Annotated in this window: 26 protein-coding genes; 14 read left to right on the top strand and 12 right to left on the bottom strand. The window is 68.0% G+C overall.

Translation table 11 applies throughout. From position 1 onward, the window contains the following. Position 1: 1 nt before the first annotated feature. The gene (locus ASF31_RS03820) at positions 2-916 is read left to right on the top strand and encodes an alpha/beta hydrolase (RefSeq protein ID WP_055753431.1); all 915 of its coding nucleotides are present in this window, start codon (positions 2-4) and stop codon (positions 914-916) included. On the opposite strand, the gene ASF31_RS03815 is transcribed toward ASF31_RS03820, so the two are convergent. Beyond that, positions 917-1,849: a glycerophosphodiester phosphodiesterase family protein gene (locus ASF31_RS03815; RefSeq protein WP_055753808.1), complete on the bottom strand. Its 933-nt coding sequence runs from the start codon at positions 1,847-1,849 to the stop codon at positions 917-919. A gap of 127 nt (positions 1,850-1,976) precedes the next feature. Here ASF31_RS03815 and plsY point away from each other — a divergent pair, with 127 nt between their 5' ends. Further along, a complete protein-coding gene (plsY, locus tag ASF31_RS03810) occupies positions 1,977-2,615 on the top strand; it encodes a glycerol-3-phosphate 1-O-acyltransferase PlsY (protein WP_055753430.1) in 639 nt (212 codons plus the stop codon). Next, positions 2,612-3,685: a DNA-processing protein DprA gene (gene dprA, locus ASF31_RS03805; protein WP_055753429.1), complete on the top strand. Its 1,074-nt coding sequence runs from the start codon at positions 2,612-2,614 to the stop codon at positions 3,683-3,685. The genes plsY and dprA overlap by 4 nt, the downstream gene beginning before the upstream one ends. On the opposite strand, the gene ASF31_RS03800 is transcribed toward dprA, so the two are convergent. Then, positions 3,682-3,876 (bottom strand): hypothetical protein, encoded by a 195-nt coding sequence (locus ASF31_RS03800; protein WP_055753428.1) that lies wholly within the window; start codon positions 3,874-3,876, stop codon positions 3,682-3,684. The genes dprA and ASF31_RS03800 overlap by 4 nt on opposite strands. 138 nt (positions 3,877-4,014) lie before the next feature. Here ASF31_RS03800 and topA point away from each other — a divergent pair, with 138 nt between their 5' ends. The 4 genes from topA (at position 4,015) to ASF31_RS03780 (ending at position 10,278) form a co-directional block, all read left to right on the top strand. Continuing rightward, entirely contained in the window at positions 4,015-6,639 is a 2,625-nt protein-coding gene (topA, locus tag ASF31_RS03795; RefSeq protein WP_055753427.1) for a type I DNA topoisomerase, read from the top strand. Between the two features lie 84 nt (positions 6,640-6,723). Continuing rightward, positions 6,724-8,613 carry a DNA mismatch repair endonuclease MutL gene (mutL, locus tag ASF31_RS03790; RefSeq protein WP_055753807.1) on the top strand — a complete coding sequence of 630 codons (1,890 nt, stop codon included), beginning with the start codon at positions 6,724-6,726 and terminating at the stop codon, positions 8,611-8,613. Between the two features lie 5 nt (positions 8,614-8,618). Continuing rightward, positions 8,619-9,803 carry a hypothetical protein gene (locus tag ASF31_RS03785; protein WP_156355857.1) on the top strand — a complete coding sequence of 395 codons (1,185 nt, stop codon included), beginning with the start codon at positions 8,619-8,621 and terminating at the stop codon, positions 9,801-9,803. A 22-nt stretch (positions 9,804-9,825) separates the two neighbouring features. Then, positions 9,826-10,278, top strand: coding sequence for a low molecular weight protein-tyrosine-phosphatase (locus ASF31_RS03780; protein WP_055753425.1), 453 nt, complete (start codon positions 9,826-9,828; stop codon positions 10,276-10,278). Between the two features lie 37 nt (positions 10,279-10,315). Here the strand turns inward: ASF31_RS03780 and rsmD are convergent, their stop codons facing one another. From rsmD to ASF31_RS03760, 4 genes are read right to left on the bottom strand one after another with little or no spacing between them, the layout of a single operon-like run. After that, the gene (gene rsmD / locus ASF31_RS03775) at positions 10,316-10,891 is read right to left on the bottom strand and encodes a 16S rRNA (guanine(966)-N(2))-methyltransferase RsmD (RefSeq protein ID WP_055753424.1); all 576 of its coding nucleotides are present in this window, start codon (positions 10,889-10,891) and stop codon (positions 10,316-10,318) included. Then, positions 10,891-11,535 (bottom strand): TMEM175 family protein, encoded by a 645-nt coding sequence (locus tag ASF31_RS03770; protein WP_162233932.1) that lies wholly within the window; start codon positions 11,533-11,535, stop codon positions 10,891-10,893. The genes rsmD and ASF31_RS03770 overlap by 1 nt, the downstream gene beginning before the upstream one ends. A gap of 29 nt (positions 11,536-11,564) precedes the next feature. Continuing rightward, positions 11,565-11,975, bottom strand: coding sequence for a GFA family protein (locus ASF31_RS03765; protein ID WP_066551267.1), 411 nt, complete (start codon positions 11,973-11,975; stop codon positions 11,565-11,567). Between the two features lie 23 nt (positions 11,976-11,998). After that, a complete protein-coding gene (locus ASF31_RS03760; protein ID WP_055753422.1) occupies positions 11,999-13,555 on the bottom strand; it encodes a pseudouridine synthase in 1,557 nt (518 codons plus the stop codon). A gap of 12 nt (positions 13,556-13,567) precedes the next feature. Between ASF31_RS03760 and tadA the strand changes: the two genes are divergently transcribed. The 3 genes from tadA to ASF31_RS03745 are packed head-to-tail and all read left to right on the top strand — an operon-like array spanning position 13,568 to position 15,589. Further along, the gene (gene tadA / locus ASF31_RS03755; protein ID WP_055753805.1) at positions 13,568-14,026 is read left to right on the top strand and encodes a tRNA adenosine(34) deaminase TadA; all 459 of its coding nucleotides are present in this window, start codon (positions 13,568-13,570) and stop codon (positions 14,024-14,026) included. 50 nt (positions 14,027-14,076) lie between these two features. Then, positions 14,077-14,502, top strand: a complete 426-nt coding sequence (locus ASF31_RS03750; protein ID WP_082464998.1) for an MliC family protein — start codon at positions 14,077-14,079, stop codon at positions 14,500-14,502. A 40-nt stretch (positions 14,503-14,542) separates the two neighbouring features. Beyond that, the gene (locus ASF31_RS03745) at positions 14,543-15,589 is read left to right on the top strand and encodes a nitronate monooxygenase family protein (protein WP_055753421.1); all 1,047 of its coding nucleotides are present in this window, start codon (positions 14,543-14,545) and stop codon (positions 15,587-15,589) included. Here the strand turns inward: ASF31_RS03745 and ASF31_RS03740 are convergent. From ASF31_RS03740 to ASF31_RS03730, 3 genes are read right to left on the bottom strand one after another with little or no spacing between them, the layout of a single operon-like run. Next, entirely contained in the window at positions 15,586-16,173 is a 588-nt protein-coding gene (locus tag ASF31_RS03740; RefSeq protein WP_055753420.1) for a GNAT family N-acetyltransferase, read from the bottom strand. The genes ASF31_RS03745 and ASF31_RS03740 overlap by 4 nt on opposite strands. After that, on the bottom strand, positions 16,173-17,279 hold the full coding sequence (gene aroB / locus ASF31_RS03735) for a 3-dehydroquinate synthase (protein ID WP_055753419.1): 1,107 nt from the start codon (positions 17,277-17,279) through the stop codon (positions 16,173-16,175). Before aroB ends, ASF31_RS03740 begins: the two co-directional genes overlap by 1 nt. Continuing rightward, positions 17,276-17,842, bottom strand: coding sequence for a shikimate kinase (locus ASF31_RS03730; protein WP_055753418.1), 567 nt, complete (start codon positions 17,840-17,842; stop codon positions 17,276-17,278). The genes aroB and ASF31_RS03730 overlap by 4 nt, the downstream gene beginning before the upstream one ends. Before the next feature lie 125 nt (positions 17,843-17,967). Here ASF31_RS03730 and ASF31_RS03725 point away from each other — a divergent pair, with 125 nt between their 5' ends. From ASF31_RS03725 to ASF31_RS03710, 4 genes are all read left to right on the top strand, one after another. Beyond that, entirely contained in the window at positions 17,968-18,888 is a 921-nt protein-coding gene (locus ASF31_RS03725) for a site-specific tyrosine recombinase XerD (protein ID WP_055753417.1), read from the top strand. Between the two features lie 90 nt (positions 18,889-18,978). Next, a complete protein-coding gene (locus tag ASF31_RS03720) occupies positions 18,979-19,926 on the top strand; it encodes an acetyl-CoA carboxylase carboxyltransferase subunit alpha (protein ID WP_055753803.1) in 948 nt (315 codons plus the stop codon). Positions 19,927-20,061: 135 nt separating this feature from the next. After that, positions 20,062-20,613, top strand: coding sequence for a PleD family two-component system response regulator (locus ASF31_RS03715; RefSeq protein WP_055753416.1), 552 nt, complete (start codon positions 20,062-20,064; stop codon positions 20,611-20,613). Next, a complete protein-coding gene (locus ASF31_RS03710) occupies positions 20,610-21,089 on the top strand; it encodes a hypothetical protein (RefSeq protein ID WP_055753415.1) in 480 nt (159 codons plus the stop codon). Before ASF31_RS03715 ends, ASF31_RS03710 begins: the two co-directional genes overlap by 4 nt. Here the strand turns inward: ASF31_RS03710 and ASF31_RS03705 are convergent. From ASF31_RS03705 to ASF31_RS03695, 3 genes are all read right to left on the bottom strand, one after another. After that, positions 21,074-22,960: an ABC transporter ATP-binding protein/permease gene (locus ASF31_RS03705; protein WP_156355922.1), complete on the bottom strand. Its 1,887-nt coding sequence runs from the start codon at positions 22,958-22,960 to the stop codon at positions 21,074-21,076. The genes ASF31_RS03710 and ASF31_RS03705 overlap by 16 nt on opposite strands. Before the next feature lie 74 nt (positions 22,961-23,034). Then, positions 23,035-24,051 (bottom strand): low specificity L-threonine aldolase, encoded by a 1,017-nt coding sequence (locus ASF31_RS03700; protein ID WP_055753413.1) that lies wholly within the window; start codon positions 24,049-24,051, stop codon positions 23,035-23,037. After that, the gene (locus tag ASF31_RS03695; RefSeq protein WP_055753412.1) at positions 24,051-25,004 is read right to left on the bottom strand and encodes a mechanosensitive ion channel family protein; all 954 of its coding nucleotides are present in this window, start codon (positions 25,002-25,004) and stop codon (positions 24,051-24,053) included. Before ASF31_RS03695 ends, ASF31_RS03700 begins: the two co-directional genes overlap by 1 nt. Positions 25,005-25,017: the final 13 nt, after the last annotated feature.

The following is a 25,017-nucleotide window of genomic DNA, read 5'->3' as shown; positions in this document are numbered from 1 at the left end:
GATGAAGATGGTCACACTTGGGCTGGTTCTGCTGGCCGGCGCCGTCATGGGCTGTTCGGAACGGGCCGACGCCCAGTCCTCGCCTGCCCCCGACGCCCCGGCCGAAGGCGCGCCCTATGTGCTGACGGGCACCCAGGTCTGGACCGTGCCGGATCCCGTCTCCGGCCGCGACTATCAGGTCTTCGTCAGCCTGCCCGCCAGCTACGAGACCAGCCCCCAGCGTCGCTATCCAGTCCTCTATGTCACCGACGCGGACTACGCCTTCCCGATCATCCGCCAGATCGCCCGGCGCATGAATCTGGACGGCCCCGTGGTCGAGGAGTTCATCCTGGTGGGCCTGTCCTATTCGCGCGGCGACAGCGGCACGGTCAGCCGAAACCGCGACTACACGCCAACCGAAAACGGCCCGCGCAGCGCCAGCTCTCTCGTTCACGGCGGCGGTCCCGCCTATCAGACCTATCTGAAGACCCAGACCCTTCCCTTCGTCGAGAGCCGCTTCCGTGTCGATCCTGCGCGCCGCATCCTGCTGGGCCATTCCTACGGCGGCCTGCTGGGCGCGCAGATTCTGTTCACAGACCCCGGCCTGTTCCACGCCTATGTCCTGGGCAGCCCGTCCTTCTGGTACGACAAGCGCCACATCATGGGGATGGAGGCCGACTACGCCCGCACCCACCGCGACCTGCCCGCCGATATCTTCATGTACATCGGCGGCTGGGAGGTCCCCGGCCCCGACCGCCGCAACACCTCCGGCGCCGACATGGTCGCCGATGTCCGCACGATGGAGCGCACCCTGAAATCGCGCGCCTATCCCGGCCTGACGGTCCGATCCACGGTCTTGCCCGACGAAGACCACCTGACCGTCGCCCCCGTCGGCTTCACCCGCGCCCTGATGGCGGTGCTGCCGGCGAAACCGTGATCAGGGCACCCGCTCGCACGTCGCCGCTTTTGCCACCTCGACGCCCAGCACCGACTTGACCGCTAGCGGCGTGTCGGTGGCGATGACCGTCACGCCCTGGCGCACCAGGTCGCGGTATTCCGAGACGTCGCCGTCGGCGGCGTATAGGTCGTCGCGACGCACGCCTTCCCGGCCCAGGGTGCCGAACTGCACCTCGACGCCGGCCTCGCGCAGCGCGCGCCACAGGGCCGGCCGTTCCTCGCGCGTCCCGGTCCAGGCCAGGATCTGCGGCGCGTTCAGCCCTTGCAGGTCCTCCACGCCGCTCAGTCCGGCCGAAATCATCATCTCCGGCGCCATGGCCGCCACCGCCCGTGCGTCGGCCTCGTTATAGGTGATCAGGATCACCCGGTTTCCGGCCCGCGACCGGCGCACCTGATCGATCACCGCCCGCGCCAGATCGACGGTCGTCTCGCCGTCTGCAGGTTTCAGGTCGATGCTGGCGATGCCCCCGACGCGCCCGGCAGCGTCCAGCGCCTCGCCCAGGGTCGGCGGCGCGGCGCGGGTCGAGGCGCCGTTCGACGCCTTCAGCCGCGCCTGTTTCACCTGCGCCAGGGTCAGGTCCGCGACCCGCCCGCGCCCGGTGGTCGTCCGCTTCATCGTCTCGTCGTGCATCAGCACCAACTGCCGGTCCTTGGTCAGGACGACGTCCAACTCCAGGATCGCATTGGGAATGGCCTGTCCGGTCGCCTCGATGGCGGCGATGGAGTTTTCGGGCTGATCCATCGCCGAGACCGCCCGGTGCGCCGAGATCGCCACGCCGCCGTCCCGCACGCAGTCAAAATAGGCGGCCAAAGCCGGCCCTGCGGCAGGCGTTGACCGGACAGGCGGCGCACCGACGCAACCTGCCGTAGAAAGCATCAGGATCACGGCGGCGGCGGCGAGGATTCGAGTCATGACAGGCTCCGGAAAGACGCGCGGACCAAACGCTGCGCCGATCATCGGGTCAAGAGGTCGGATCGCCCTTGCTCCCGGCCGCCCCGCGACGCATTTTGCCGCAACGACACGCGGGGAGCGAATCAACGTGCAGGATCTAGTGGCCCCGGCTCTCGGGACCTTGGCGCTGGTGGCGCTGGGCGGCTATCTGCTCGGCTCGATTCCGTTCGGCGTGGTGATCACGCGTGCAGCCGGCGCCGGCGACGTGCGCAACATCGGGTCGGGCAATATCGGCGCGACCAATGTCCTGCGCACCGGCCGCAAGGATTTGGCCCTGGCCACCCTGCTGCTGGACGCGGGCAAGGGCGCGGTCGCCCTGCTGATCGCCCGTCATCTGTTCGGCAGCGAACTGGCCGGCGCCATCGCCGGCGGCGCGGCCTTCCTGGGACACCTGTTTCCCGTCTGGCTGGGCTTCAAGGGCGGCAAGGGCGTCGCCACCTTCTACGGCCTGCTGCTGGCCGCCGCCTGGCCGCTGGGCCTGATGGCGGGGGCGGTCTGGCTGCTCTGCGCCTTCCTGTTCCGCTATTCGTCGCTGGCGGCGCTCATTTCATCGGCGACCGCGCCGCTGCTGGCGCTTCTGCCGCTCGCCGTCGTCGGCCTGCCGGTCAGCCTGCCCATCCTCGCCCTGACCGTGTTCGCCGCCGTTCTGATCTGGGTTCGACATCACCAGAACATCGCCCGGCTGCTGAAGGGCGCGGAACCGCGCATCGGGGCGAAGAAGGCGTGAGCCTGGACCCGGCGGAACGCTTCGCCCGGCTGCGGCTCGCCCGCACCGACCGCATCGGCCCCGTCGCCTTCAGCCAACTGATCAGCCGCTACGGCTCGGCCCTCAGTGCGCTGGACGCGTTGCCCGATCTGGTGCGCAAATCCGGCGCAGCCTCCATTCCACCCCCCGTCGAGGCGGTCGAACGCGAGATCGCCGCCGGCGAGGCCATCGGCGCCCGCCTGCTGGTGCTGGGCGATCCCGACTATCCCGAAATGCTGGCCGCGCTCGATCCGCCGCCGCCGATCCTGTGGACGCGAGGCCGCGTCGACCTGCTGAACCAGCCCTCGGTCGCCATCGTCGGCGCCCGCATCGCCTCGGCGGGCGGTCAGCGGATCGCACGCGGCCTGGCGCAGCAACTCGGTCAGGCCGGTCATGTCGTCGTCTCAGGCATGGCGCGCGGCATCGACGCCGCCGCCCACGAAGGCGCCTTGGCGACTGGAACCGTTGCGGTCCTGGGCGGCGGGGTGAACGACATCTATCCGTCCGAACACGCCGACCTCTACGCCCGCCTGACGGACCAGGGCTGCGTCGTCTCCGAAAGCCCGGTCGGCGCCCGCGCCCAGGCGCGCGACTTCCCGCGCCGCAACCGCATCATCTCCGGCCTGTCACGCGGGGTGGTGGTCGTTGAAGCCGAGGTCCGGTCCGGTTCCCTGATCACCGCCCGTCTCGCCGCCGAACAGGGCCGCGACGTCTTCGCCGTGCCCGGCTCGCCGCTGGATCCCCGCGCGCGCGGGCCCAACGAACTGCTGCGCCAGGGCGCCATCCTGTGCGAGGGGATCGAGGACATCGACCGCGCCTTCAACACCCTGCGCACCCTGCGCGAGCCGCCCGCCGATCCGATGCGATTCGACGGCGACATCGACGACGCCTTCCTCGACCGCGTCGCCGCCCTGCTGTCGCCGACACCCACCCCACGCGACGAGATCGCCCGCGCCCTAAACGCCCCGGTGTCCCAGGTCGCCGCCGCTCTGCTGGAGCTCAGCCTAACCGGCCGCGCCGACCTGCTGCCCGACGGCCTAGCTTCGCTCTAGGCCTGCGGATGACCCGCAACGCCCGCGGCCTGTTCCAGCAAGCCAGCCAGCCGCACGTCGCCCTCGTCCCGCGCCAGCCGCGCCATTTCCAGCGCCATGGCGCCGATGTATTCCCGCGTGGGAAAGGCCGCCGCCTCGACATCGGCGCGATGGGCCGTCTCGGAGGTCGATTGAGGTTGCGCCGTCGCCATGATCGTCTCCGTTGCCAAGTCTGCAATCTAACCGCGCTTAATTAAAACACAACTACCTTAGGCTGTAAGACGACATGTGCGATTGACTCACGGCTCCGCTCCAACCACGTTCGCGCCCCTTCCCGAGACCGGACCGTTATGAACCTCGTCATCGTCGAGAGCCCCGCAAAGGCCAAGACCATCAATAAGTATCTGGGCTCGGACTATGAGGTCCTGGCCTCGTACGGCCACGTCCGCGATCTGCCGTCCAAGGATGGCTCGGTCCTGCCTGACGACGACTTCTCCATGCATTGGGAAGCCGACGCCAAGGGCGCCAAACGCCTGTCCGAAATCGCCGAGGCCGCCAAGCGCGCCGACCGCGTCATCCTGGCGACCGACCCCGACCGCGAAGGGGAAGCCATCAGCTGGCACGTACTGGAAGTGCTGAACAAGAAGAAGGCGTTGAAGGACACCCACGTTGAACGCGTCACCTTCAACGCCATCACCAAGTCCGCCGTGCTCGAGGCCATGGCCAATCCGCGCCAGATCGACATGGAGCTGGTCGAGGCCTATCTGGCTCGCCGCGCGCTGGACTACCTCGTCGGTTTCACCCTCTCGCCGGTCCTGTGGCGCAAGCTGCCGGGCGCGCGCTCGGCAGGCCGCGTCCAGTCGGTGGCGCTGCGCATCGTCGTCGATCGCGAGATGGAGATCGAGAAGTTCAAGGCTCAGGAATACTGGTCCATCGAGGCCGACCTGAACGCCGACAGCCCGCCCTTCACCGCCCGCCTGGTCAAACACGCCGGCAAGCGCATCCAGCGTCTGGACATCAAGGACGAGGCCACGGCTTCCGCCGCCCGCGCCGCCATCGCCGCCGGCGACTTCACCGTCAATGCGGTGGAGAAGAAGCCCGTCCGCCGCAATCCGGCCCCGCCCTTCACCACCTCTACCCTGCAGCAGGAGGCGGCGCGCAAGCTCGGCTTCTCGGCCCAGCGCACCATGCAGGCGGCGCAGAAACTGTACGAGGGCGTCGACGAGTCCGGCGGCCTGATCACCTATATGCGGACCGACGGTGTCCAGACCACGCCCGAGGGCATCGCCCAGGCGCGCGAGGTCATCAGCCAGGCGTTCGGCCCGGCCTTCGTCCCGCAAGAACCGCGTTATTACAAGACCAAGGCCAAGAATGCTCAGGAAGCGCACGAAGCGATCCGGCCGACCAACATCGCGCGCCATCCCGACAGCCTGCGCCTCGAATCCGATCTTCAGCGCCTCTATGAACTGATCTGGAAACGGATGGTCGCCTCGCAGATGGAGGCGGCCCGGATGGACCGCACCACCGTCGACATTGAGACCGCCGACGGCCAGACGGGTCTGCGCGCCACCGGCCAGGTCGTCACCTTCGACGGCTTCCTCGCCGTCTATGAGGAAGGCCGCGACGAAAAGCAGAAGGGCGCCGAAGACGACGAGAGCGACGACACCAGCCGCCTGCCCGCCCTCAAGGAAGGCGCCAAGGCCAAGGTCGACGCCATCCGCACCGATCAGCATTTCACCGAACCGCCTCCGCGCTATTCGGAAGCCACCCTGGTCAAGAAGCTGGAAGAGCTGGGCATCGGCCGACCCTCGACCTACGCCTCGACCCTGTCGACCCTGCGCGACCGCGAATATGTCCGCGTCGACAAGAACCGCTTCTATCCCGAGGACAAGGGACGGCTGGTGACAGCCTTCCTGGAGCAGTTCTTCAGGAGGTGGGTCGAATACGACTTCACCGCCGCGCTGGAGACCCAGCTCGATGAGGTCTCGGCCGGTCAGCTGGACTGGAAGGTGCTGCTGCGCAACTTCTGGCAGGACTTCCACGCCGCGACGCAAGCCGCCGGCGAGCTGCGCACCACGGCGATCCTAGATGCCCTGAACGAAAGCCTCGGCGCCCACATCTTCCCGGACAAGGGCGACGGGACCGATCCGCGCGAGTGCCCCCTGTGCCACCAGGGCCAGCTCAGCCTGAAGACCAGCCGTTTCGGCGCCTTCATCGGCTGCGACCGCTATCCCGAGTGCAAATACACCCGCCCCGTCGCCAGCCCGTCGGCTGAGGACGGCTCGGCCGAGAGCGGCGACCGCGAACTGGGCATCGATCCGGAGACGGGCCAGCCGGTCCAACTTAAGATCGGCCGTTTCGGCCCCTACGTCGAAATCACGCCTCCCGAGGGCGACAAGCCCAAACGCTCGTCCCTGCCCAAGGGCTGGTCGCCGGCCTCCCTGTCGCTGGACCAGGCGCTGCGTCTGCTGGCCCTGCCGCGCGAGGTCGGGGTGCACCCCGAGGATGGCAAGATGATCACGGCGGGCCTAGGTCGTTATGGCCCCTTCGTCCTGCACGCCGGCACCTACGCCAATGTCTCGGACATCGACGAGGTGTTCGAGGTCGGCCTGAACCGCGCCGTCGCCCTGCTGGCCGAGAAGCGCGCGGGTCGTCCCGGTCGCGGCGCCGCCACGGCTCCGCTCAAGGACCTGGGCGCCCACCCGGAAACGGGCGAGCCGATCCACGTCATGGCCGGTCGCTTCGGGCCCTACGTCAAATCCGGCAAGATCAACGCCACCCTGCCGAAGGGCACGGCGCCCGAAGACCTGACCCTGGAAGACGCCCTGCCACTGCTGGCCGCCAAGGCCGGCGCCGCGCCCAAGAAAAAGGCGCCCGCCAAGAAGGCCGCCGCCCCGAAAAAGGCCGCCGCCAAGAAACCGTCCGCCAAGAAGGCTCCGGCGAAGAAGGCCGCGAAGTCCAAGACCGAAGACTGACGCTCAACGTCTCCTCCCCGCGGCGTAGGGAGGAGACGAAGCCTCATGGCGCGAATCCCCCCCGCGCCCTATCTTCGCCTGCTCATGCCCATCCGCCGCCTTTCCCCCGAAACCGTCAATCGCATCGCCGCCGGCGAGGTGGTCGAGCGGCCGGCCAGCGCCATCAAGGAACTGGTCGAGAACGCCCTGGACGCCGGCGGGCGCAATATCGAGATCCAGGCCGACGGCGGCGGCCTGTCGCGCATCCTGATCGCCGACGACGGCAAGGGCATTCCGCGCGAAGAACTGCCCCTGGCCATCGAACGCCACGCCACGTCCAAGCTTGAGCCTGACGACGCCGGCGACGTGGACCTGCTGCGCATTCACACCCTGGGCTTCCGGGGCGAGGCCCTGCCCTCCATCGGCTCGGTCGCCCGGCTGTCGATCACCACCCGATCCCGTGACGAAACCGACGCCTGGGCCATCACGGTCGAGGGCGGCGAGACGCGTCCCCTGGCCCCTGCCCCCTTCCCCGGTCCGCACGGCGCGCGGGTCGAGGTGCGCGACCTCTTCTACGCCACCCCCGCCCGGCTCAAGTTCATGAAGTCCGAGCGGTCCGAGGCCATGGCCATCTCCGAAGAGATCAAGCGCCAGGCCATGGCGCACGAGGCCGTCGCCTTCACCCTGTCGCTGGACGGCAAGGTCACCCTGCGCCTGCCCGCCGAACATCCGGGCGACGAGGGCCGGCTGAAGCGGCTGTCCGCCCTCTTGGGTCGCGACTTCGAGGCCAACGCCCTGCTGATCGATCAGGAGCGCGACGGCGTGCGCCTGTCGGGCTATGCGGGCCTGCCCACCTATTCGCGCGGCAATGCGGCGCATCAGTATCTGTTCGTCAACGGCCGCCCGGTGAAGGACCGGCTGCTTCAAGGGGCCCTGCGCGGCGCCTACGCCGACTTCCTGGCGCGCGACCGGCATCCGGCCGCCGTCCTCTTCCTGGACATCGATCCCCTCTATGTCGACGTCAACGTCCACCCGGCCAAGGCCGAGGTCCGGTTCCGCGACCCGGCCCTGGTGCGCGGCCTGATCGTCGGCGCCCTGCGGCACGCGCTGCACGCCGCCGGCCACCGCGCCTCGACCACCGTCGCCGCCGACGCCCTGTCGGGCTTCCAGCCCCACACCGGCGTCGCCTCCGGCCCCGCCTACAGCCCCAGCGCCCCGTCGGCGCAAGGGTTCAGCGGCTGGACCGGCTGGTCCCAGCCCGCCGCCGCCGCGCAAGTCCTGCCCGGCCTCAATGAACGCAGCGCCCGCGTCGAATCCGGCTGGGACGGCCCGTCATGGCCGTCGCAATCCGCCGATGCCGCCTCGATCAGTCACGAGTCACGATTCACCGCTCACGCCCCCGCCGACCCCCTCGACTACCCCCTGGGCGCCGCTCGGGGGCAGCTCCACGCCAACTATATCGTCGCCCAGACCCGCGACGGCCTGGTCATCGTCGATCAGCACGCGGCGCACGAGCGGCTGGTCTATGAGCGGATGAAGGCCCAGATGGCCGAGGGGGCCGTGACCCGCCAGGCCCTGCTGACGCCCGAAGTGGTCGATCTGGACCCGGCCGAGGCCGAACGCGTCGCCTCGCGCGCCGAGGAACTGGCCGAGATGGGCCTGATCGTCGAGGCCTTCGGCGCCGGCGCCGTCCTGGTGCGCGAGACCCCGGCGATGCTGGGCGATACGGACGTTCAGGGCCTGATCCGCGACATCGCCGACGATCTGTCCGAACACGGCCAGGCCCTGTCGCTCAAGGAACGCCTCGCTGCCATCTGCGGCACCATGGCCTGCCACGGCAGCGTCCGCTCCGGCCGCGTCCTCTCGGCCCCCGAAATGAACGCCCTGCTCCGCCAGATGGAAGCCACCCCCCATTCGGGCCAATGCAACCACGGCCGCCCGACCTATGTGGAGCTGAAGCTGCACGATCTAGAGAAGCTGTTTGGGCGGCGGTGAGAGGGATGGACGTTCGACTCAAATTCCCAATCTTGCGTCCATTAAAGCTGGATGACGCCTGGATTTTGAATGGGTCGGGTGCCGAGATGTCGTTTGAATTCACCAATGGTGAAGCTACGGCAATTGTTCTATTTTTTACTAACCAACCAACCAGCCTTGCACCATCAGTAAAAAAACTCGACGGCCCTATAAAGGCTGAGATTACAATCAACGGCAGCATAGAGGAAACTGGACGTCGTATCGCACAACGCTTTAGCGATTACATCAATCTATATTTCGCCGTTCCAATCGATATCAATGCAATGGAAGCGGATTATATACCCGCCAACAATGAGGAACGCGAAGCCATACAAATGTTCGGGTTCAGCTCAAAGAGCGTAAGGCCAAATCCGCCACTTCCTTTCGATATGATGGCGCAAGCCTTCTATGCCGTCGAAAGTAACGATGATCCATCGTTTGCTTCTCACATGACGCGTTTGGCTCGCGAAGCGCTTATCACCCAACAATACATTGATGCTTTCCGATTTGGATTCCTTCTTATCGAAGCGTTGTACGGGAACGGTAAGTTTCAAACTCGCGATTTAATGCGCGAACTGGTTGGGAACGCTGATTTCAAAAGCATGCTAGATCAAACGATCTTGTCGATCACAAATGATCCTGATGACAATCGTTCAGCTGCTAAACCTACCATCGTCACACATTCCACTGCGGATGCTTTAGTCAAACACCTACTCGACCGTCGTGGATTTTATTTCCACGGCAACCTGAAGCGGCAGGACGCTTGGCATCCTGACCGTCAGGCCGAGGCCAAACCAGTTGCGGAAATCGTGGTTGATGTTGCCGGCCAAATCGCGGCGGCTCACGCCTCTGCGATGTTCGAGCCAGATATTGGTCCGAGGTTCATGACCGATGCAAAATCTCAAGGAGCGGCGATGACGATCAAAGTGCAGTTCCACTTTATCGACGATGACGGACGTCAACGCACCGGGGCGATGGATTTCGAAGTTCCTGGCACAAAACCGACCAGCAAGTTGGCTATCAAGGTAAACGGCCACTTCTTGTCTTGGGCGGAAGTTGAACTCAGCGGCTCGACGCTTTTGTCAGCCCGAGGATTCATCAAGGAAACGGGCGCAGAAATCTTTCGCACTCAATTTCTAAAACCTGCCGACGAGGCGGGTCCGAAAAACTGACCCCGCGATACTCAAAGGTACCATGCCCTCCATCCTCTTCGTCTGCCTCGGCAACATCTGTCGCTCTCCCCTCGCCGAGGCCGCCCTACGCGCCGAGGCGGAGCGGCTCCGTCTCGACCTGATCGTCGATTCCGCCGGGACCGGGGACTGGCATGCGGGCGAGGCGCCGGACCCGAGGGCGCAGGCGACGGCGCGGCGCCATGGGGTCGAGATTTCGGGGTTGAAGGCGCGGCAGGTGACGCAGGCGGACTTTCGCCGCTTCACCCATGTGATCGCCCTGGACCACGACAACTTGGCCAATCTGCGCCGCCTCGCCCCCGCCGATGCGACCGCCGAACTCAGCCTGCTGCTCGACCACGTCCCCGGCCGCGAGGGTCAGGCCGTCGCCGACCCCTATTTCGGCGACGACGACGGGTTCGAGATCACCTGGGCCGAGGTGACGGCGGCGGCGCGCGGCCTGGCCGCCAAACTGTAACCCTCCCCTCTCCCGTTGGGAGACGGGCAGCATCGCCTCACTCTGCTGTCGGCGAAACCTTCAGGAACAGCACCCTGGCTGCGCCATAGTCGCGCGCGTCCAGCCGCTGATAGCCGGGGGTGTCGATCTCCGGCTCGTCCGACCCGCGCTCGAACACCACAAGGGCGCCGGGCTTGAGCCAGCTTCCCTCGATCAGCCGCGCCAGCGTCTGCTCCCCCAGCCCCTTGCCGTAGGGCGGGTCCAAGAAGGCCAGGTCGAACGCCTCGGCGATCGGGCCGGGCCGCACGCCCAGGTCCGTCGCGCTCCTGCGATGCACCCGCGTGCGTCCCATCAGCCCATAGGCGTCGGCGTTCTCGCGGATCGCGCCGCGCGCCCCGTCGTCCGTCTCGACAAACAGGCAGAAGCCCGCCCCCCGGCTGACCGCCTCGAACCCCAGGGCGCCCGAACCGGCGTACAGGTCGATGACCCGCAAGCCTTGCAGGCTCTCACCCCAGGCGGCGTGTTCCAGCACATTGAAGACGGCCTGGCGCGCACGGTCCGAGGTCGGGCGTGTGCCCTGCCCCTCCGGCGCGACGATGGCCCGGCCCTTCAGGCTTCCGGCGACGATCCGCATCAGGCGGCTCCGCCAAAGCGCCGACCGACCCAGACCCGGCCGGCGATCAGCAGACCCAGCGCCAGCGCCGTCACGGCCGCCAGCAGCCCCACGCCCCGCGCCATCAGGAAGAAGCTCAGCGCGCAGGCCAGCCCCGGCATCAGGGCATGGGTCACGACCACCGTGGCGCGCACCGCCCAATGCGGCCGGGGCCGGATCGCGTCGGTGACGAAGGCGGCCCAGCCATAGGCGCCGGCGTGCATCACGCCAACCAAGGCCACCAGGCTCAGATAGATCCACGCCCCCTCGCCGTTGCGCGGCTGCTCGTACAGCAGGGTCGTGGCGAACGGCATCAGCACCACCCCGGCCAGGGCCAGCATGTTGAACAGCATCACCCCGTTGCTGAAGCCGGTCATGCGAGCGAACACCCGCCGGTGCGTGTTCCAGAAGACGCCGATGATGGCGAAGCTGAGCGCAAAGGCGGTGAACATCGGCCACCGCTCGGCCCACAGGCTGGCCCACTGTCCGTTCCAGCCTTCGGACACATGCAGTTCGATGGCCAGCAGGGTGATGGCGATGGCGAACACCCCGTCCGAGAACAGCAGCAGCCGTTCCAGGCTGTGATCGCCCTTCGCCGGGCTCAGGTCCGCTGTCGTCGTGTTCATCGCCATTCCCCCTGTCGCAACCCTTGTCGTCAATCCTGCGGCGGCGCGAACTGCGCCCATAGCTCGTCCGTCGTCAGGCGCGGCCGCTCGCCCGCCAGCGCATAGGTCGCCGGCTTGCTCTCGATGCAGAACTCGTCCTCCAGGGCAAAGACCGACGGATCGTCGAACGCCTGGGCCGAGACCATGGTGATCGCCCCGTCGTTCGAGCGCCAGAACAGGCCGGTCCCGCAGGCGGGGCAGAACTGCCGCGTCGCCCAGTCGGACGACACATAGGTCGCCACCTCGCCCGTGACCGCGACGCTGTCGCCGCAGTCTACGCTGAACAGGATGCCGCCCGACTGCCGCCGACAGGTCGGGCAGTGGCAGGCGTGCATCCCGCCGTTCGGCGTCGCGGTGAAGGTGACAGCGCCGCACAGGCACCGCCCGGTCGAGATCGTCATCGCTCAGTCCTCGGCGGCGATCCTCAGCGGGGCGTGCGGGGCTTGCCGCCTGGCCCGCGTCCACTCGTTCCGGACGGACCGGCCGGCTTGCCGCCGCCGCCCGTGCGAGGCTTGAAGTCGCGGCCGCCGGTCGGTTTTCCGCCGGGACCGCCTGCGCGGGGGCCGGAGCCGGCGCGTCCCGCCGGCTTGGCGCCGGGCTTGCCGCGCCGGTCGTCGATGAACTGGTCGTCGCGCGGCTTGAAGGCGCGCTTTGGCCGGTCTCCGTCTTCACGCGCCGGACGATCGCCTGCCGGCGCGGTGCGTTCGCGCGGCTTGAAGCTCTTGGAATGCTCGAACTTGGGCGCGGCCTTGGCCCAGCCTTCCTTCTTGGGCGGACGCTCGCGGCGCTCGACCGCGTCCGCCTGGGCCGTCTCGGCGGCGCGAACGCGGCTGGGCTTGCGCGACGGGTCCGACATGGCCGAACCCGACCGGCCCTTGACGATGGGCGTGGAGACCCGACGGCCGGGGATGGGCGCGGGCGTCTCGACCGTATTGCCGGTCGGCAGGTTCTCGGGCCGGATATAGTCGGCCAGCAGCTCGCGGATCACGCGCGGCCCGACCTCTTCCACCGAGCCGATGGGCAGGACGTCGAGGCGGAACGGGCCGTAGGCCAGGCGGATCAGCCGGTTAACCGTCAGGCCGACGGACTCCAGCACCTTCCTGACTTCGCGGTTCTTGCCCTCGGTGATCGACACCGAGATCCACAGGTTCGCCGGCGCCTTGCCGTCTTCGGACTTCGACTCCTTGGCCTTGTCCAGCTTGGCCTCGATGGGACCATAGGCGACGCCGTCCACGACCACGCCGTCCTTCAGCGCGTCCAGCTGTTCCTGGGTGATCTTGCCCCGCGCCCGCGCCCGGTACTGACGCACCAGCGAGGTCGAGGGCAGCTCCAGCGCCCGGCTCAGCTCGCCGTCGTTGGTCAGCAGCAGCAGGCCTTCGGTCGCCAGGTCCAGCCGCCCGACCGAGATCACGCGCGGCAAGCCGGCCGGCAGGGCGTCGAACACCGTCGGTCGTCCCGTCGGATCGCTGTGGCTGGTCAAAAGGCCCGCCGGCTTGTGATAGCGCCAGACCCGCGTCGCCTGGGTCGAACCGATGGGCTTGCCGTCCACGGTGATCACGTCGTCGCGCGTCACCAGGGTCGCGGGCGTGTCCAGGATGCGGCCGTTGACCGCCACCTTGCCCAGGCCGATCAGACGCTCGACCTCACGGCGCGAGGCGATGCCGGCGCGGGCCATGGTCTTGGCGATTCGCTCAGCGCGCAGAGGCGTGTCCGGCGTCTTGGACTTGCCGTCCTTGCCGCCCCCATCGCTGCGCGGCTTGTCGGTGCGGGGCCGGTCGCTGCGCGGCTTGTCGCTGCGTGGGCGGTCGGCCTTGTCGCCGAACCGCTTGGCGCCGTCTTCGCGAGGGCCGCGCGGCTTGTCGCCGAATGATCTCGTCCCGTCGCCGCTCTTGCGGGGACCGGAGGATTTAAAGGGCCGGGGCGACCGTTCGTCTTGACGGGCGCGGGGCTTCTTGTCGTTGTCGTCTGTATGGCGGACCATGATGAGCGGTTCATGCGCATGGCGCTGGACCAAGCGCAAGCGGCGGCGGACGCAGGAGAGGTGCCCGTGGGCGCAATTCTTGTCGATCCCACCTCAGGTGAGGTAATTTCGACCGGCGCCAATGGTCCGATTGCAGCTCGCGACCCCACCGCCCATGCCGAGATCGTCGCCATGCGGCGCGCGGCGACGGCGCTGGACAACTATCGCCTTACCGGCCTGACCCTCTATGTGACGCTGGAGCCCTGCGCCATGTGCGCCGGGGCCATCAGCCACGCCCGCATCGGCCGCGTGGTCTGGGCCGCCGACGATCCCAAGGGCGGCGCCGTCATCCACGGCCCGCGTCTGTTCGAACAACCCACCTGCCACTGGCGCCCGACCACGGACTCAGGCCTTCTGGCGGGCGAGGCGTCGTCGCTGCTCAAATCCTTCTTCCGTCAAAGACGGGGAACGGCGACAGGCGGCGCACGTTAGAACGCCGCGAAAAGCTGCGCCGTTGGGCGGGGCCGTGGAGGGAAAAGACCTTGTTCAAGCCGGATCTGCCGCAGTCGATCGTGTTCAGCGGCCTAGCCGCCTTGGCCCTCCTCACCGCCTGCGGCGCCGATCCCGACAAGGCTCCGCGCACCGGCGACGAGGTCAAGGAACGCGCCATCCAGGCCCAGACCGCCCGCCAGCGCACCGGCGCCGAAATCCAGGACCGCACCCTGAACCGCGTCGTCCACACCGTTTATCTTTGCGACAATGGCGAGCGTCTGTCAGTCGACTTCGACAACCCGCGCCAGATGGCCACCATCCGCAACTCGTCCGGCGAGGCCATCGACCTGTACCAAGAACGCGCCGCCGACGGCATCTGGTATCGCGCCTCCAACGTCGAACTGCGCGGCAAGGGCGTTTTGGCCACCTGGTCTGTCGAGGGTCGCCAGCCGACGGAATGCCGCGCAGTCGACTGATCGCGTTGCGAGAGGTGGCGCGGCTGCATACGTCAACCTCATGTCCCTGATCGAACAGCTCGGCCTGACCGCTCCGATCATCCAGGCGCCGATGGCCGGCGTCTCGACGCCCCGAATGGCCGCCGCCATTTGCAACGCTGGCGCGCTGGGCTCCATCGCCGTTGGCGCGACGAATGCGGACGGCGCGGGCCGGATGATCGCCGAGACGCGAGCGCTGACCGACCGCCCCTTCAACGTCAATCTTTTCGTCCATGCCGCGCCGCGAAGAGATACGATCGTCGAAACGGCCTGGCTTCACGCTCTGACCCTGCAGTTCGAGGCTTTCGGCGCGACCCCGCCCGCCGGACTCGCCGCCATCTACCAAAGCTTCGCCGACGACGACGCCATGCTGTCGGCCCTGCTCGCCAATGCGCCTCGCGTAGTTAGCTTCCATTTCGGCCTGCCTGACGCCGAGCGGGTTCGCGCGCTGAAACAGACCGGATGCCTGCTGCTGGCGAGCGCCACCAATCTGGACGAAGCCCTGGCCTGCAAGACAGCCGGCGTGGACGCGATCGTGGCCCAGGGCTGGGAAGCCGGCGGCCATCGCGGGATGCTCGACCCCGACGACGAGGACAGCCGCCTGGGGACGCTGGCGCTGACCCGTCTTCTGGTGATGCGCTCCGGCCTGCCAGTCATCGCTGCCGGGGGGATCATGGATGGGCGAGGCGTCCGCGCCGCCCTCGACCTCGGCGCCGTCGCGGCTCAGCTCGGCACCGCCTTCATCGCCTGTCCAGAAAGCGCGGCCGACGCGGGCTATCGCGCCGCTTTGAGCAGCGACGCCGCGCACCACACCACCATGACCTGTGCCGTCTCGGGCCGCCCTGCCCGCTGCCTGCGCAATCGTTTCACCGAGTGGGGCGAGCAGACGACGGCGGTCATCCCGGACTACCCGGTCGCCTATGATGCGGGCAAGGCCCTGAACGCCGCCGCAAAGGCCGCTGGCGAGACCGGCTTCGGAGCCCAATGGGCAGGTCAGGGCGCCCCGTTGGCGCGCGCCATGCCCGCCGCCGACCTGATCGCGGCTCTGATCGAGGAGATGCGGGCCTAGACCAACGCCGCCAGTCGCCGATCCAGCCCGTCGCGCACTGAGGGCCAGTCGTCGTCGATGACGGCGAACATGGCGGTGTCGCGCGCCCGGCCAGTCCATGTGATTTTGTGCTTACGCAGGACGCCCTCGGCCTTGGCGCCTAGTTTCAGGATGGCGGCCTGGCTCTGGGCGTTGACGGCGTCTGTGATGATCTCGACCCGCACCGCGCGCGCATCGAAGGCATGCCCTAGCAACAGCCGCTTGCAGGCCGGGTTGATCGCCCCTCCCCGCGCCTCTGGCCGATAGAAGGTCGAGCCGATCTCACAGCGGCGATAGGCGGGGTTGATCTCATACAGGCTGGTCGTCCCGACCACCGCCCCGTCCGAGGCCCGCCGCACCGCGTAGGCGATCCGCGTCTGCGCCTGCATCGCCGCCAGCGCGGCCTTCCACCAGGCGTAAAAATGCGCGCCATAGGCCGGCGCGACCATGATATCCCAGGACGCGGGATCGCAATCCAGCGCGGCCTTGACCTCGGCTTCCAGTCCTTCCTCGAACGGCTCCAGCCGCACGAAGCGATCCTCCAGAGGGACCGAGGCGATCTGCATCACGCGGTCGCGCCTTCCTCGATCAGGAAGGCCCGCACCTTGGCCGCATCCACGCCCTTGGCCACGAAGGCCTGGCCGATGCCACGCGCCAGGATCAAGGTCAGCGCCCCGCCCTCGGCCTTCTTGTCCCCGGCCATCAGGGCCAGCAGCCGTTCGGCCGCGAAGGATCCCGCCTGATCCAGCCGCGTCGGCAGCCCAGCCTCCGCGACCACCGTCTCGACACGCGCAACGTCGTCCGCCGAACACAGGCCTTCACCCGCCGAATAGCGGAAGGCCATGCAGCAGCCGAGCGCCACCGCCTCGCCGTGCGCCAGCGCGCCCTCGTCGAAGCCGACCTCGGTCTCGACCGCATGGCCGAAGGTGTGACCCAGGTTCAGCAGGGCGCGCCGCCCCGCCTCCTTCTCGTCCTCGCCGACAACCGCACTCTTGATCTCGACCGAGCGGATCACCGCCCGTTCCAGCGCCGCCGCATCGCCCTTAGCGCCCGCCGCCCCCTCGCCCGCCAGCCAGTCGAAGAAGGCCGCATCGCAGATCAGCCCGTGCTTCAGCACCTCGGCCCAGCCGGACCTCACCTGGCGTTCCGGCAGGGTCGCCAGCACGTCGATGTCGGCCAGCACCAGACGCGGCTGATGGAAGGCGCCGACCAGGTTCTTCCCGCGCGGCGTATCGATAGCCGTCTTGCCGCCCACCGACGAATCCACTTGGGCCAGCAGGGTCGTCGGGATCTGAACGAAGTCGATGCCGCGCATGAACAGGGCCGCCGCCAGACCAGCCAGATCGCCGACGACCCCGCCGCCCAGGGCGATGACCACGTCCTTCCGATCCAGCCCGATCTCCAGCAGCCGATCCAGCACCCGTTCCAGCTCGGCGAAGGACTTGGAGCCCTCGCCTGCCGGCACCGCTACGATCTCGCTGGTCACGCCCGCCGCCGTCAGCGACGCCGTCAGGGCCTGAGCGTGGATGCCCGCCACCGTCTCGTCGGTGACGATGACCGTCCGCCCCTTGGCCAACGGCGCGATGCGTGCGCCGGCTTGCGCCAGTAGCCCGCGTCCCACCACCACGTCATAGGCGGCAAAGGCCCCGCCGCTGACCGGAATGATCGTCATTGCGGGGTCTCCGTGCGTCGTCTCTGGCGCCAGTGCCGGCGCAGGTTCTTGTGAATGGCGTCCACCGCTTGGCCGTGCGAGCCCTGCCCGACGTCCACGGTCACATCGGCCTCGCCGTAAATGGGATAGCGGGCTTCGGCCAGGCCGGTCAGCACCTCCAGCGGATCCTTGCCGCGCAGCAGAGGCCGCGTGTCGCGCCGCGCCACCCGCTCCGCAATGACCGCCAGATCGGCCCTCAACCAGACGGTGTCGGCCTTGGCTTTCAGCAACGCCCGCGTCTCCGGGTTCATCATCGCCCCGCCGCCGGTCGCCAACACGACGGGCGGCCCCTCCAGCAGGCGGCGGATCACCCGCGCCTCGCCCGCGCGGAACTCGGCCTCGCCCAAGGCGGCGAAGATTTCCGACACCGTCATTCCGGCCGCCGCCTCGATCTCCACATCGCCGTCCGCGAACGGCAGTCGCAGCCGATTGGCCAGCCGACGGCCGACCGACGATTTGCCCACCCCCATCAGGCCGACCAGGGCTATGGTGCGGGTCGGACCCGGATTCGCGCGCCGCCTCATCCGGCGGCTCCGGCGGAACGGTCGGTCGAGAGGAAGGCGAAGGCGGCGGCGCGGGCAGGCATGATCCAGAAAACCTCTACACCAAGCCTGACCTTGCGCCATCCGTTCGACGGCAGGTTCGCTCTTTGACGCCCCAGATCGAGGCCTTTCTGGAGATGATGGCGGTCGAACGCGACGCCTCGCCCCACACCCTGTCCGCCTATGGCCGCGATCTGGCCGACGCCGAGACGGCGCTGTCGGACGCCGGTGGCCTGATGAAGGCCGACGCCGAGGCGGTCGAGGCCTGGTTCGCCGACCTGTCGCGGCGCGGCCTGTCCGCCGCCACCGCCGCCCGTCGCCGCTCGTCCGCGCGTCAGTTCTACCGCTTCGCCCTGGCTGAGGGGTGGCGCACCGACGACCCCTCGCGCCGCCTCGACGCTCCCAAACAGGGCCGGTCGCTGCCGAAGGTGTTGAGCCGAACCGAGATCGACGCCCTGCTGGCCGCCTCGGCCACCCGTGACGCGGCGGCGGGTCTGCGCCTGGTCGCCCTGGTCGAGATGGCCTACGCCTCCGGCCTGCGGGTATCCGAACTGTTGGGGCTCAAAGTCGAGGCCGTTCGGCGCGACCCCGCCTATCTGATCGTGCGCGGCAAGGGCGGCAAGGAACGGCTCGCCCCCCTCAACGCCGCCGCCCGCGAAGCGATCAAGGCCTGGCTTGTCGCGCGCGACGCCAGATTCAAGGGCAAGGATGGGCGAAAGCCTGAGGCGCCCGACAGTCCCTGGCTGTTCCCCTCCTCGGGCCGCACCGGCCACCTGACCCCACGCCGTTTCGCCCAACTGTTGGACGAGGCCGCGATCACGGCCGGCATCGACCCGGCCCGCATCAGCCCCCACGTCCTGCGCCACGCCTTCGCCACCCACCTGCTGGAAGGCGGCGCGGACCTGCGCGTCGTCCAGACCCTGCTGGGCCATGTCGATATCGCCACGACCCAGATCTACACCCACGTCGCCACCGATCGCCTGGCCCAGGTCGTCCAACAAAACCACCCCTTGGCGCGCGACGACTGAACCCCCGCTTGCCCGGCGGCGTTGACCTCTCTAGGTTCGCGCGCCTTCCCCAAGGGCGCTTACGCCCGTTTGCAGTTCCCGGACGCCTTGATGGCCACGCACTATCTCGACTTCGAAAAGCCGATCGCCGATCTGGAAGCCAAGATCGAGGAGCTTTCGCTGCTGGCCGACACCTCGGGCGACATCGACCATGAGATCGAGGGCCTGCGCAAAAAGGCCGAGCAGCTGCGCAAGAAGACCTACGCCGGCCTCGACCCCTGGATGAAGACCCAGGTCGCGCGCCATCCGCAGCGCCCGCACTTCATCGATTACGTCCAGAGCCTGTTCACCGACTGGAACGAACTGCACGGCGACCGTCAGTTCGGCGACGATCAGGCCATCCTGGGCGGCCTAGCCCGGTTCCGCGGTCGTCCGGTTGTCATCATGGGCCACGAAAAGGGTCACGACACTGCGACCCGCATCACCCACAACTTCGGCATGGCCCGGCCCGAGGGCTATCGCAAGGCGGTGCGCCTGATGGACATGGCCGAACAGTTCGGCCTGCCGGTCCTCAGCTTCATCGACACCGCCGGCGCCTATCCGGGCCTGGGCGCCGAGGAGCGCGGCCAGGCCGAGGCCATCGCCCGCTCGACCGAGCGTTGCCTGACTCTAGGCGTCCCCTCCATCGCCACCATCACCGGCGAAGGCGGGTCGGGCGGCGCCATCGCCATCGCAGCGGCCAGCCGCGTGCTGATGCTGGAACACTCGATCTATTCGGTCATCTCGCCCGAGGGCGCAGCCGGCATCCTGTGGCGCGACGGCGCGCGCGCCAGGGACGCGGCCATGGCGATGAAGATCACCGGCCCGGACCTGATGCAGCTGAAGATCGTGGACCGCCTGATTGAAGAGCCTGTCGGCGGCGCCCACACTGATCGCGACGCAGCCATGGCCAATGTCGGCGACGTTCTTGCCGAAGAGCTGAAGGGCTTCGACGGCCTGACGCCCCAGCAGATCAAGAAGCGCCGCGCGGATCGCTTCTACGCCATCGGCGCCCTCTGACGCTTGGTCGCTTTGGCCGACCAACGTTAACGCAGCATCCACCCTCGTCTGCCAAACTCAGCCCTTCGTTAGGAGGCATCGGGGTTTGCGACCGGCCATGAGTCTATCGGCGGGCCAGACGGGGGCCTTGGCGTCATGAGCGGCGGCGAGTCTCTGCGTGAAAGCGCCGTCTTCAACCTGGGCGGCGCGATCACGATGATCGTCGACGATTCGCCGTTTTCGCTGACGCTGACCTCCAACGCCCTGACCGGCTTCGGCATCCGCCCCACCTATGCCTGCGGCACGGGCATGGAAGCCAAGAAGCTGCTGACCGACAAGCCCGTCGATTTGCTGGTCGTCGACACCGACATGCCCGACATCGACGGATTTGAACTGGTGCGGTGGTTGCGTCGCTCCGGCCCCAATCCCAACGCCTTCACCCCCGTCATCATGACCGCCAGCCACATTCGTCGCGGGCGCGTCGCCGAGGCGCGGGACTGCGGCGCCAACTTCGTCGTCACCAAGCCCTTCAGCCCGGCGCTTCTGCTGGAGCGCATCCTGTGGGTGGCGCGCGACAGCCGGCCCTTCCTGGAGGTCGGCGACTATCTGGGCCCGGATCGCCGGTTCCGACACACCGGCTATGAAGGCGTGGAACGCCGCGCCGACATGATTCGCAAGGCGAAGGGGATGGAGAGTCTGGCCCTATGACCGTCATCACCCACACTCAGCGCAAGTCTCGCCTGGCAGAGATGCTGGATCGCCCCGGCGGTGTCAGCGTCGGGGTCGCCCTGGCCCAGGCCCGCGCCAATCTGGACGGACTTCAGGATCAGGCCCGCGCCATCATCGGCGACAATATCGCGGCCCTGCTGGCCAAGCCCGATCCGAACCTGATCGAGCCCATGCGGCTGGATCTGGCCTATTCCGCCTCAAGCCAGATCATTGACGCCGCCAGCCCCTTCTCGATGGACGACCTGTGCACCGCGGCCAAGGGCCTGTGCGACCTGCTGGACGCCGCGCCGCGTCAGGGCGGTTTCGACTGGCGCATCGCCACGGTCCATGCCCAGGCGATGAAGCTGTTGCTGGCGCTGCCGCCGCAAGAGCAGGCCGCGCGGACCGCCATCCTGACGAACCTGCATGAGGTTCTGAGAAAGAAGCTGCCGACCGCCGATCAGTCGGCCATCTGAGGCGTCTTGCCGCCGCGCGTCTGTTTGCGCCACAGCGCCGCATACTCCCCGCCCTGTCGGGCTACCAGTTCGTGGTGACCGCCGCGTTCGACGACCCGCCCGGCCTTCAGCACCAGAATCTGGTCCGCATCCGCCACGGTCGACAGCCGGTGTGCGACCACCAGGGTCGTGCGGCCGTTCCTGGCCTTGCGCAGCGTCTTCTGGATCGCGGCTTCGGTGCGGCTGTCCAGGGCGCTGGTCGCCTCGTCCAGGATCAGGATGCACGGATCGGCCAGCAGGGCTCGGGCGATGCCCACCCGCTGACGTTCGCCGCCCGACAGCTTCAGTCCCCGTTCGCCGACCTTGGTCTGCATCCCGTCCGGCAAGCCGCGAATGAAGTCGGCCAGTTCCGCCGCCTCCGCGGCCGCCCACACCTGCGCCTCATCCGCCTCGGGCCGGGCGAAGGCGATGTTGGCGGCCAGGGTGTCGTTGAACAGCGCCACATCCTGAGGCACCAGCGCCACCGCCGATCGCAGCGAGGCCTGGGTCACTTCGCGCGCATCATGGCCGTCGATCAGCACGCGGCCTTCCTGCGGATCGAGCAGACGCAGCGCCAGTTTGACAATGGTGGACTTGCCCGCGCCCGAGGGCCCGACCAGCGCCGTCGTGGTGCCAGGCGCAGCGTAGAAGCTGACGTCCTCCAGCCCATTGGCCCGCGCGTCGTGGCGGAAGCCGACGGCCTCGAACGCTACCGACGCCCCGCGCGCATCGACCGGCCGCGGCAGGGCGACGGCGTTCGGCGCATCGGCGACCTGCGGCGTCTGTCGCGTCACCTTCAGCATCTCCTCCATGTCGATGAAGGACTGACGGATTTCCCGATAGGCGAAGCCCAGGATGTTGAGCGGCGCATATAGCGAGATCATGATCAGCACCGCCGCCGTCACATCGCCCGGCCCCATCCGACCGGCCGCCGCCTCGAATCCGGCCATCACCGCCATGACGCCCAGGCCCAGGTTCATTACCAGGGCCTGCATCCCGTTCAACATGTTCAGCGAACTGTTGGCCTTCAGCGACGCCTCGGCATAGTCGCCCAACGCGCGGTCATAAGTCTGAGCCGCGCGCGTCTCGGCGCCGAACGACTTGACCGTCTCATAGTTCAGCAGGGCGTCGACCGAGACGCCAGCGGCCTCGGAATCGGCCGCATTCATGATCCGGCGATGCTCCAACCGCCAGTTGGACATGGCGAAGGTGGCGGCGGTGTAGATGACGACCACGACCACCGCGACGGCGGCGAAGCGCCAGTCGTATTTGGCGCCCAGCACCCCGGCCGCCAGCACCAGCTCCACCCCCGTCGGAACCAAGTTGAAGGCCAGGATGCGCAGCAGGAAATCGACCGCGCGCGATCCCCGGTCCATCGTCCGCGACAGGGCGCCTGAGCGCTTGGTCTGGTGAAAATCCAGCGACAGGCTCAGCGCATGGGCGAAGGCCTCGGCCGCCGTCGCGCGCTGGGCGGCGGCACGCACCGGCGCGAACACCACGTCGGAGATCAGGGGCGAGGCCGCCGACAGGAACCGAACAAGCGTCCAGCCGATGGCGTAGGCCGCAAAGCCCAGGCCGACGGCGGTCGCGGCACCCTGCCCCGCCGCCAGACGGTTGACCGCCGCACCCAGCACCAGCGGCGCCATGACGCCCAGCCCCTTGCCCGCCAGCGTCAGCAGGATGGCCGAGATCAGCCGCAGTTTCAGGTGCGGTGCGCCTGAACGGGCGACCAGCCGCGCAAGGTCCGCCAACGCCGTCAGCGTCGGGGGTCCGTCCGTCTTGTCCTGTGTGCTCCCTGCCTGCTGCGCCTTGACCATCGGGTCACGCCTGCCGCCGGAGCGTTCGCCTCGCATCGCCATGATGCGCATATGGAAACCCATTGCGACCGGGGAAAGGCCACGCTGGCGCGCGAACGGGGATTAGTCGCTCAGCCCAGACCGGCGACCGCCTCGATCAACTCGTCCACGGCCGCTTCCTGCGTCGCCCATGAACAGACGAAGCGCACCGAACCGTCATCGAAGGCGTAGCAGGCCCAGCCCATTTCATTCAGGCGGGCATGCGCCTCTGGCGGCATCCGCACGAAGACGGCGTTCGCCTCCACCGGATGGGCCAGGACGAAGGGCGACCGCCCCGCGATGCCCGCCGCCAGTCGCTGCGCCATCAGATTGGCATGGGCGCCGCCCGATTCCCAATCGCCGCTTTCCAGCAACCCTAGCATCGGGCCCGACAACAGACGCGTCTTGGATGACGTCTGGCCCGCTTGTTTCAGCCGATTGTCCAATCGCCGCGCCAGGCTCTTGTCGAACAGCACGATCGCCTCGGCGCAGTTGGCGCCCGCCTTGGCCCCGCCGAACACCAGCACGTCCACGCCTAGGCGCGGAATGTCCTTCAGGTCGAAACCGGCGGCGACCGCATTGGTCAGGCGCGCTCCGTCCATGTGAACGCCGTAGCCCAGCGCCTTGGCCGGTTCGATCAGGTGGCGCAGTTCTTCCTCGGTATAGACCGAGCCATATTCCGTGGCCTGTGTCAGCGACAGGGCGGCGGGCGGCTGACGATGCCCCACTTCGGGTTCGCCCAACTGCGCCTGCAGGGCCAATGGATCGATCTTGCCCGAGAAGCCCGGCAAGCCGATCAGGCCGACGCCGTGACCGAAGAAGCCCGGCGCGCCCGTCTCGTCTGTGCAGATGTGCGCCGCATGGTGCGCCAGCACCGCCTCATAGGGTTGGGCCAGCATCGACAGGGCGATGGCGTTGGCCGCCGTCCCACTGAATACAAACCGCACCTCGGCGTCGGCATCCAACCGCTGGCGAATCTGGTCGGCGGCGCGGGCGGTGACCTCGTCTGCGCCATAGGCGCGGGCGAATCCCTTGTTGGCGCGCACCAGGCCTTCGATGGCGCTCAGCGCCATGCCGGCGGTGTTGTCGGAGCCGAAATCGTAACGCATCAACGGTTCGTCGCCTTCAGATCGGCCGTATCGTCATCGACCGTGCGGACGCGCACGACCGGCGCCACATCCTCATCGCCATAGGGCACGGCCACCTGATGCGGGAACGGTATCTCGATGCCGGCGGCGTCCAGCGCCTCCTTGCCGCCCTGCATCAGGTCGGCCTGGGTCTGCCACCAGTCGCCGACCTTGACCCAGGCGTGCAGCGTCACCTGCACCGAGCTGTCCAGCAGGCCCGTCACGCCGGTCCACGGATGGGGATCGTGCAGCACCTTTTCGTGTGCGGCGGCCATGTCCGCCAGCACGCAACGCGCCTGGTTCAGATCGTCGCCATAGCCGACCGTGAAGTTGATCTCGATCCGGCGCGTCTGCTGGCCGGTCAGATTGGTCAGCGGGTCGCTCAGGACCTTGGAGTTCGGAATGACGATCTTGTGGTTGTTGGCGTTGGACAGTTGGGTCGTGAACAGGTCCAGTCGCTGTACCGTGCCGCTCATCCCGCCGACATCGACCACGTCGCCGACCCGGTAGGGCCGCAGCACCAGCAGCATGATCCCCGACGCCACGTTCGACAACGTGCCCTGCAACGCCAGACCCACCGCCAAGGACGCCGCGCCCAGCACGGCGATGATCGAGGTCGTCTGAACGCCCAGGCGCTGAAGCACGGCGATCATGCCGATGATAAAGACCACCACCCGCACCACCTGAACCGCAAAGCTCAGGACCGTCGGGTCGTGACGGAAGCCCTTGACCCGCGACAGGGTATTGCGCGCCGCCCGCGCCGCCCACTTCGCCGCAAAGACCGTGAGGACGAAGATCAGGATGGCGATCGTCAGATTGATCGCGAAATCACCGGCCATGTCGGTCAGCTTGGCGATCACGGCAGCGTCGATCGAAACGGCCTTACGCCCTGCGGCGACCGCTTCGGCGACATCGGTGGGGAGAGGCGAAGACATAGGCCGGGTCTAA

This window comes from Brevundimonas sp. Leaf280 (assembly GCF_001422455.1).
Taxonomy (GTDB): Bacteria; Pseudomonadota; Alphaproteobacteria; order Caulobacterales; family Caulobacteraceae; genus Brevundimonas.
The sequence above is the reverse complement of the archived record's forward strand: the minus strand, read 5'-3'. Positions and strand labels throughout refer to the sequence as shown.

Bases quoted from the DNA above. Each gene is read 5' to 3' on its own strand.
- ASF31_RS03740 (WP_055753420.1), bottom strand. From the start codon at position 16,173: ATGCAGATCGCCTCGGTCCCTCTGGAGGATCGCTTCGTGCGGCTGGAG.
- tadA (WP_055753805.1), top strand. From the start codon at position 13,568: ATGCGCATGGCGCTGGACCAAGCGCAAGCGGCGGCGGACGCAGGAGAG.
- ASF31_RS03780 (WP_055753425.1), top strand. From the start codon at position 9,826: ATGCCCTCCATCCTCTTCGTCTGCCTCGGCAACATCTGTCGCTCTCCC.
- ASF31_RS03770 (WP_162233932.1), bottom strand. From the start codon at position 11,535: ATGAACACGACGACAGCGGACCTGAGCCCGGCGAAGGGCGATCACAGC.
- ASF31_RS03820 (WP_055753431.1), top strand. From the start codon at position 2: ATGAAGATGGTCACACTTGGGCTGGTTCTGCTGGCCGGCGCCGTCATG.
- ASF31_RS03785 (WP_156355857.1), top strand. From the start codon at position 8,619: ATGGACGTTCGACTCAAATTCCCAATCTTGCGTCCATTAAAGCTGGAT.
- topA (WP_055753427.1), top strand. From the start codon at position 4,015: ATGAACCTCGTCATCGTCGAGAGCCCCGCAAAGGCCAAGACCATCAAT.
- ASF31_RS03700 (WP_055753413.1), bottom strand. From the start codon at position 24,051: ATGCGTTACGATTTCGGCTCCGACAACACCGCCGGCATGGCGCTGAGC.
- ASF31_RS03720 (WP_055753803.1), top strand. From the start codon at position 18,979: ATGGCCACGCACTATCTCGACTTCGAAAAGCCGATCGCCGATCTGGAA.
- ASF31_RS03765 (WP_066551267.1), bottom strand. From the start codon at position 11,975: ATGACGATCTCGACCGGGCGGTGCCTGTGCGGCGCTGTCACCTTCACC.
- ASF31_RS03760 (WP_055753422.1), bottom strand. From the start codon at position 13,555: ATGGTCCGCCATACAGACGACAACGACAAGAAGCCCCGCGCCCGTCAA.
- mutL (WP_055753807.1), top strand. From the start codon at position 6,724: ATGCCCATCCGCCGCCTTTCCCCCGAAACCGTCAATCGCATCGCCGCC.
- ASF31_RS03715 (WP_055753416.1), top strand. From the start codon at position 20,062: ATGAGCGGCGGCGAGTCTCTGCGTGAAAGCGCCGTCTTCAACCTGGGC.
- ASF31_RS03730 (WP_055753418.1), bottom strand. From the start codon at position 17,842: ATGAGGCGGCGCGCGAATCCGGGTCCGACCCGCACCATAGCCCTGGTC.
- ASF31_RS03695 (WP_055753412.1), bottom strand. From the start codon at position 25,004: ATGTCTTCGCCTCTCCCCACCGATGTCGCCGAAGCGGTCGCCGCAGGG.
- ASF31_RS03705 (WP_156355922.1), bottom strand. From the start codon at position 22,960: ATGCGAGGCGAACGCTCCGGCGGCAGGCGTGACCCGATGGTCAAGGCG.
- aroB (WP_055753419.1), bottom strand. From the start codon at position 17,279: ATGACGATCATTCCGGTCAGCGGCGGGGCCTTTGCCGCCTATGACGTG.
- rsmD (WP_055753424.1), bottom strand. From the start codon at position 10,891: ATGCGGATCGTCGCCGGAAGCCTGAAGGGCCGGGCCATCGTCGCGCCG.
- ASF31_RS03800 (WP_055753428.1), bottom strand. From the start codon at position 3,876: ATGGCGACGGCGCAACCTCAATCGACCTCCGAGACGGCCCATCGCGCC.
- ASF31_RS03710 (WP_055753415.1), top strand. From the start codon at position 20,610: ATGACCGTCATCACCCACACTCAGCGCAAGTCTCGCCTGGCAGAGATG.
- ASF31_RS03745 (WP_055753421.1), top strand. From the start codon at position 14,543: ATGTCCCTGATCGAACAGCTCGGCCTGACCGCTCCGATCATCCAGGCG.
- ASF31_RS03815 (WP_055753808.1), bottom strand. From the start codon at position 1,849: ATGACTCGAATCCTCGCCGCCGCCGCCGTGATCCTGATGCTTTCTACG.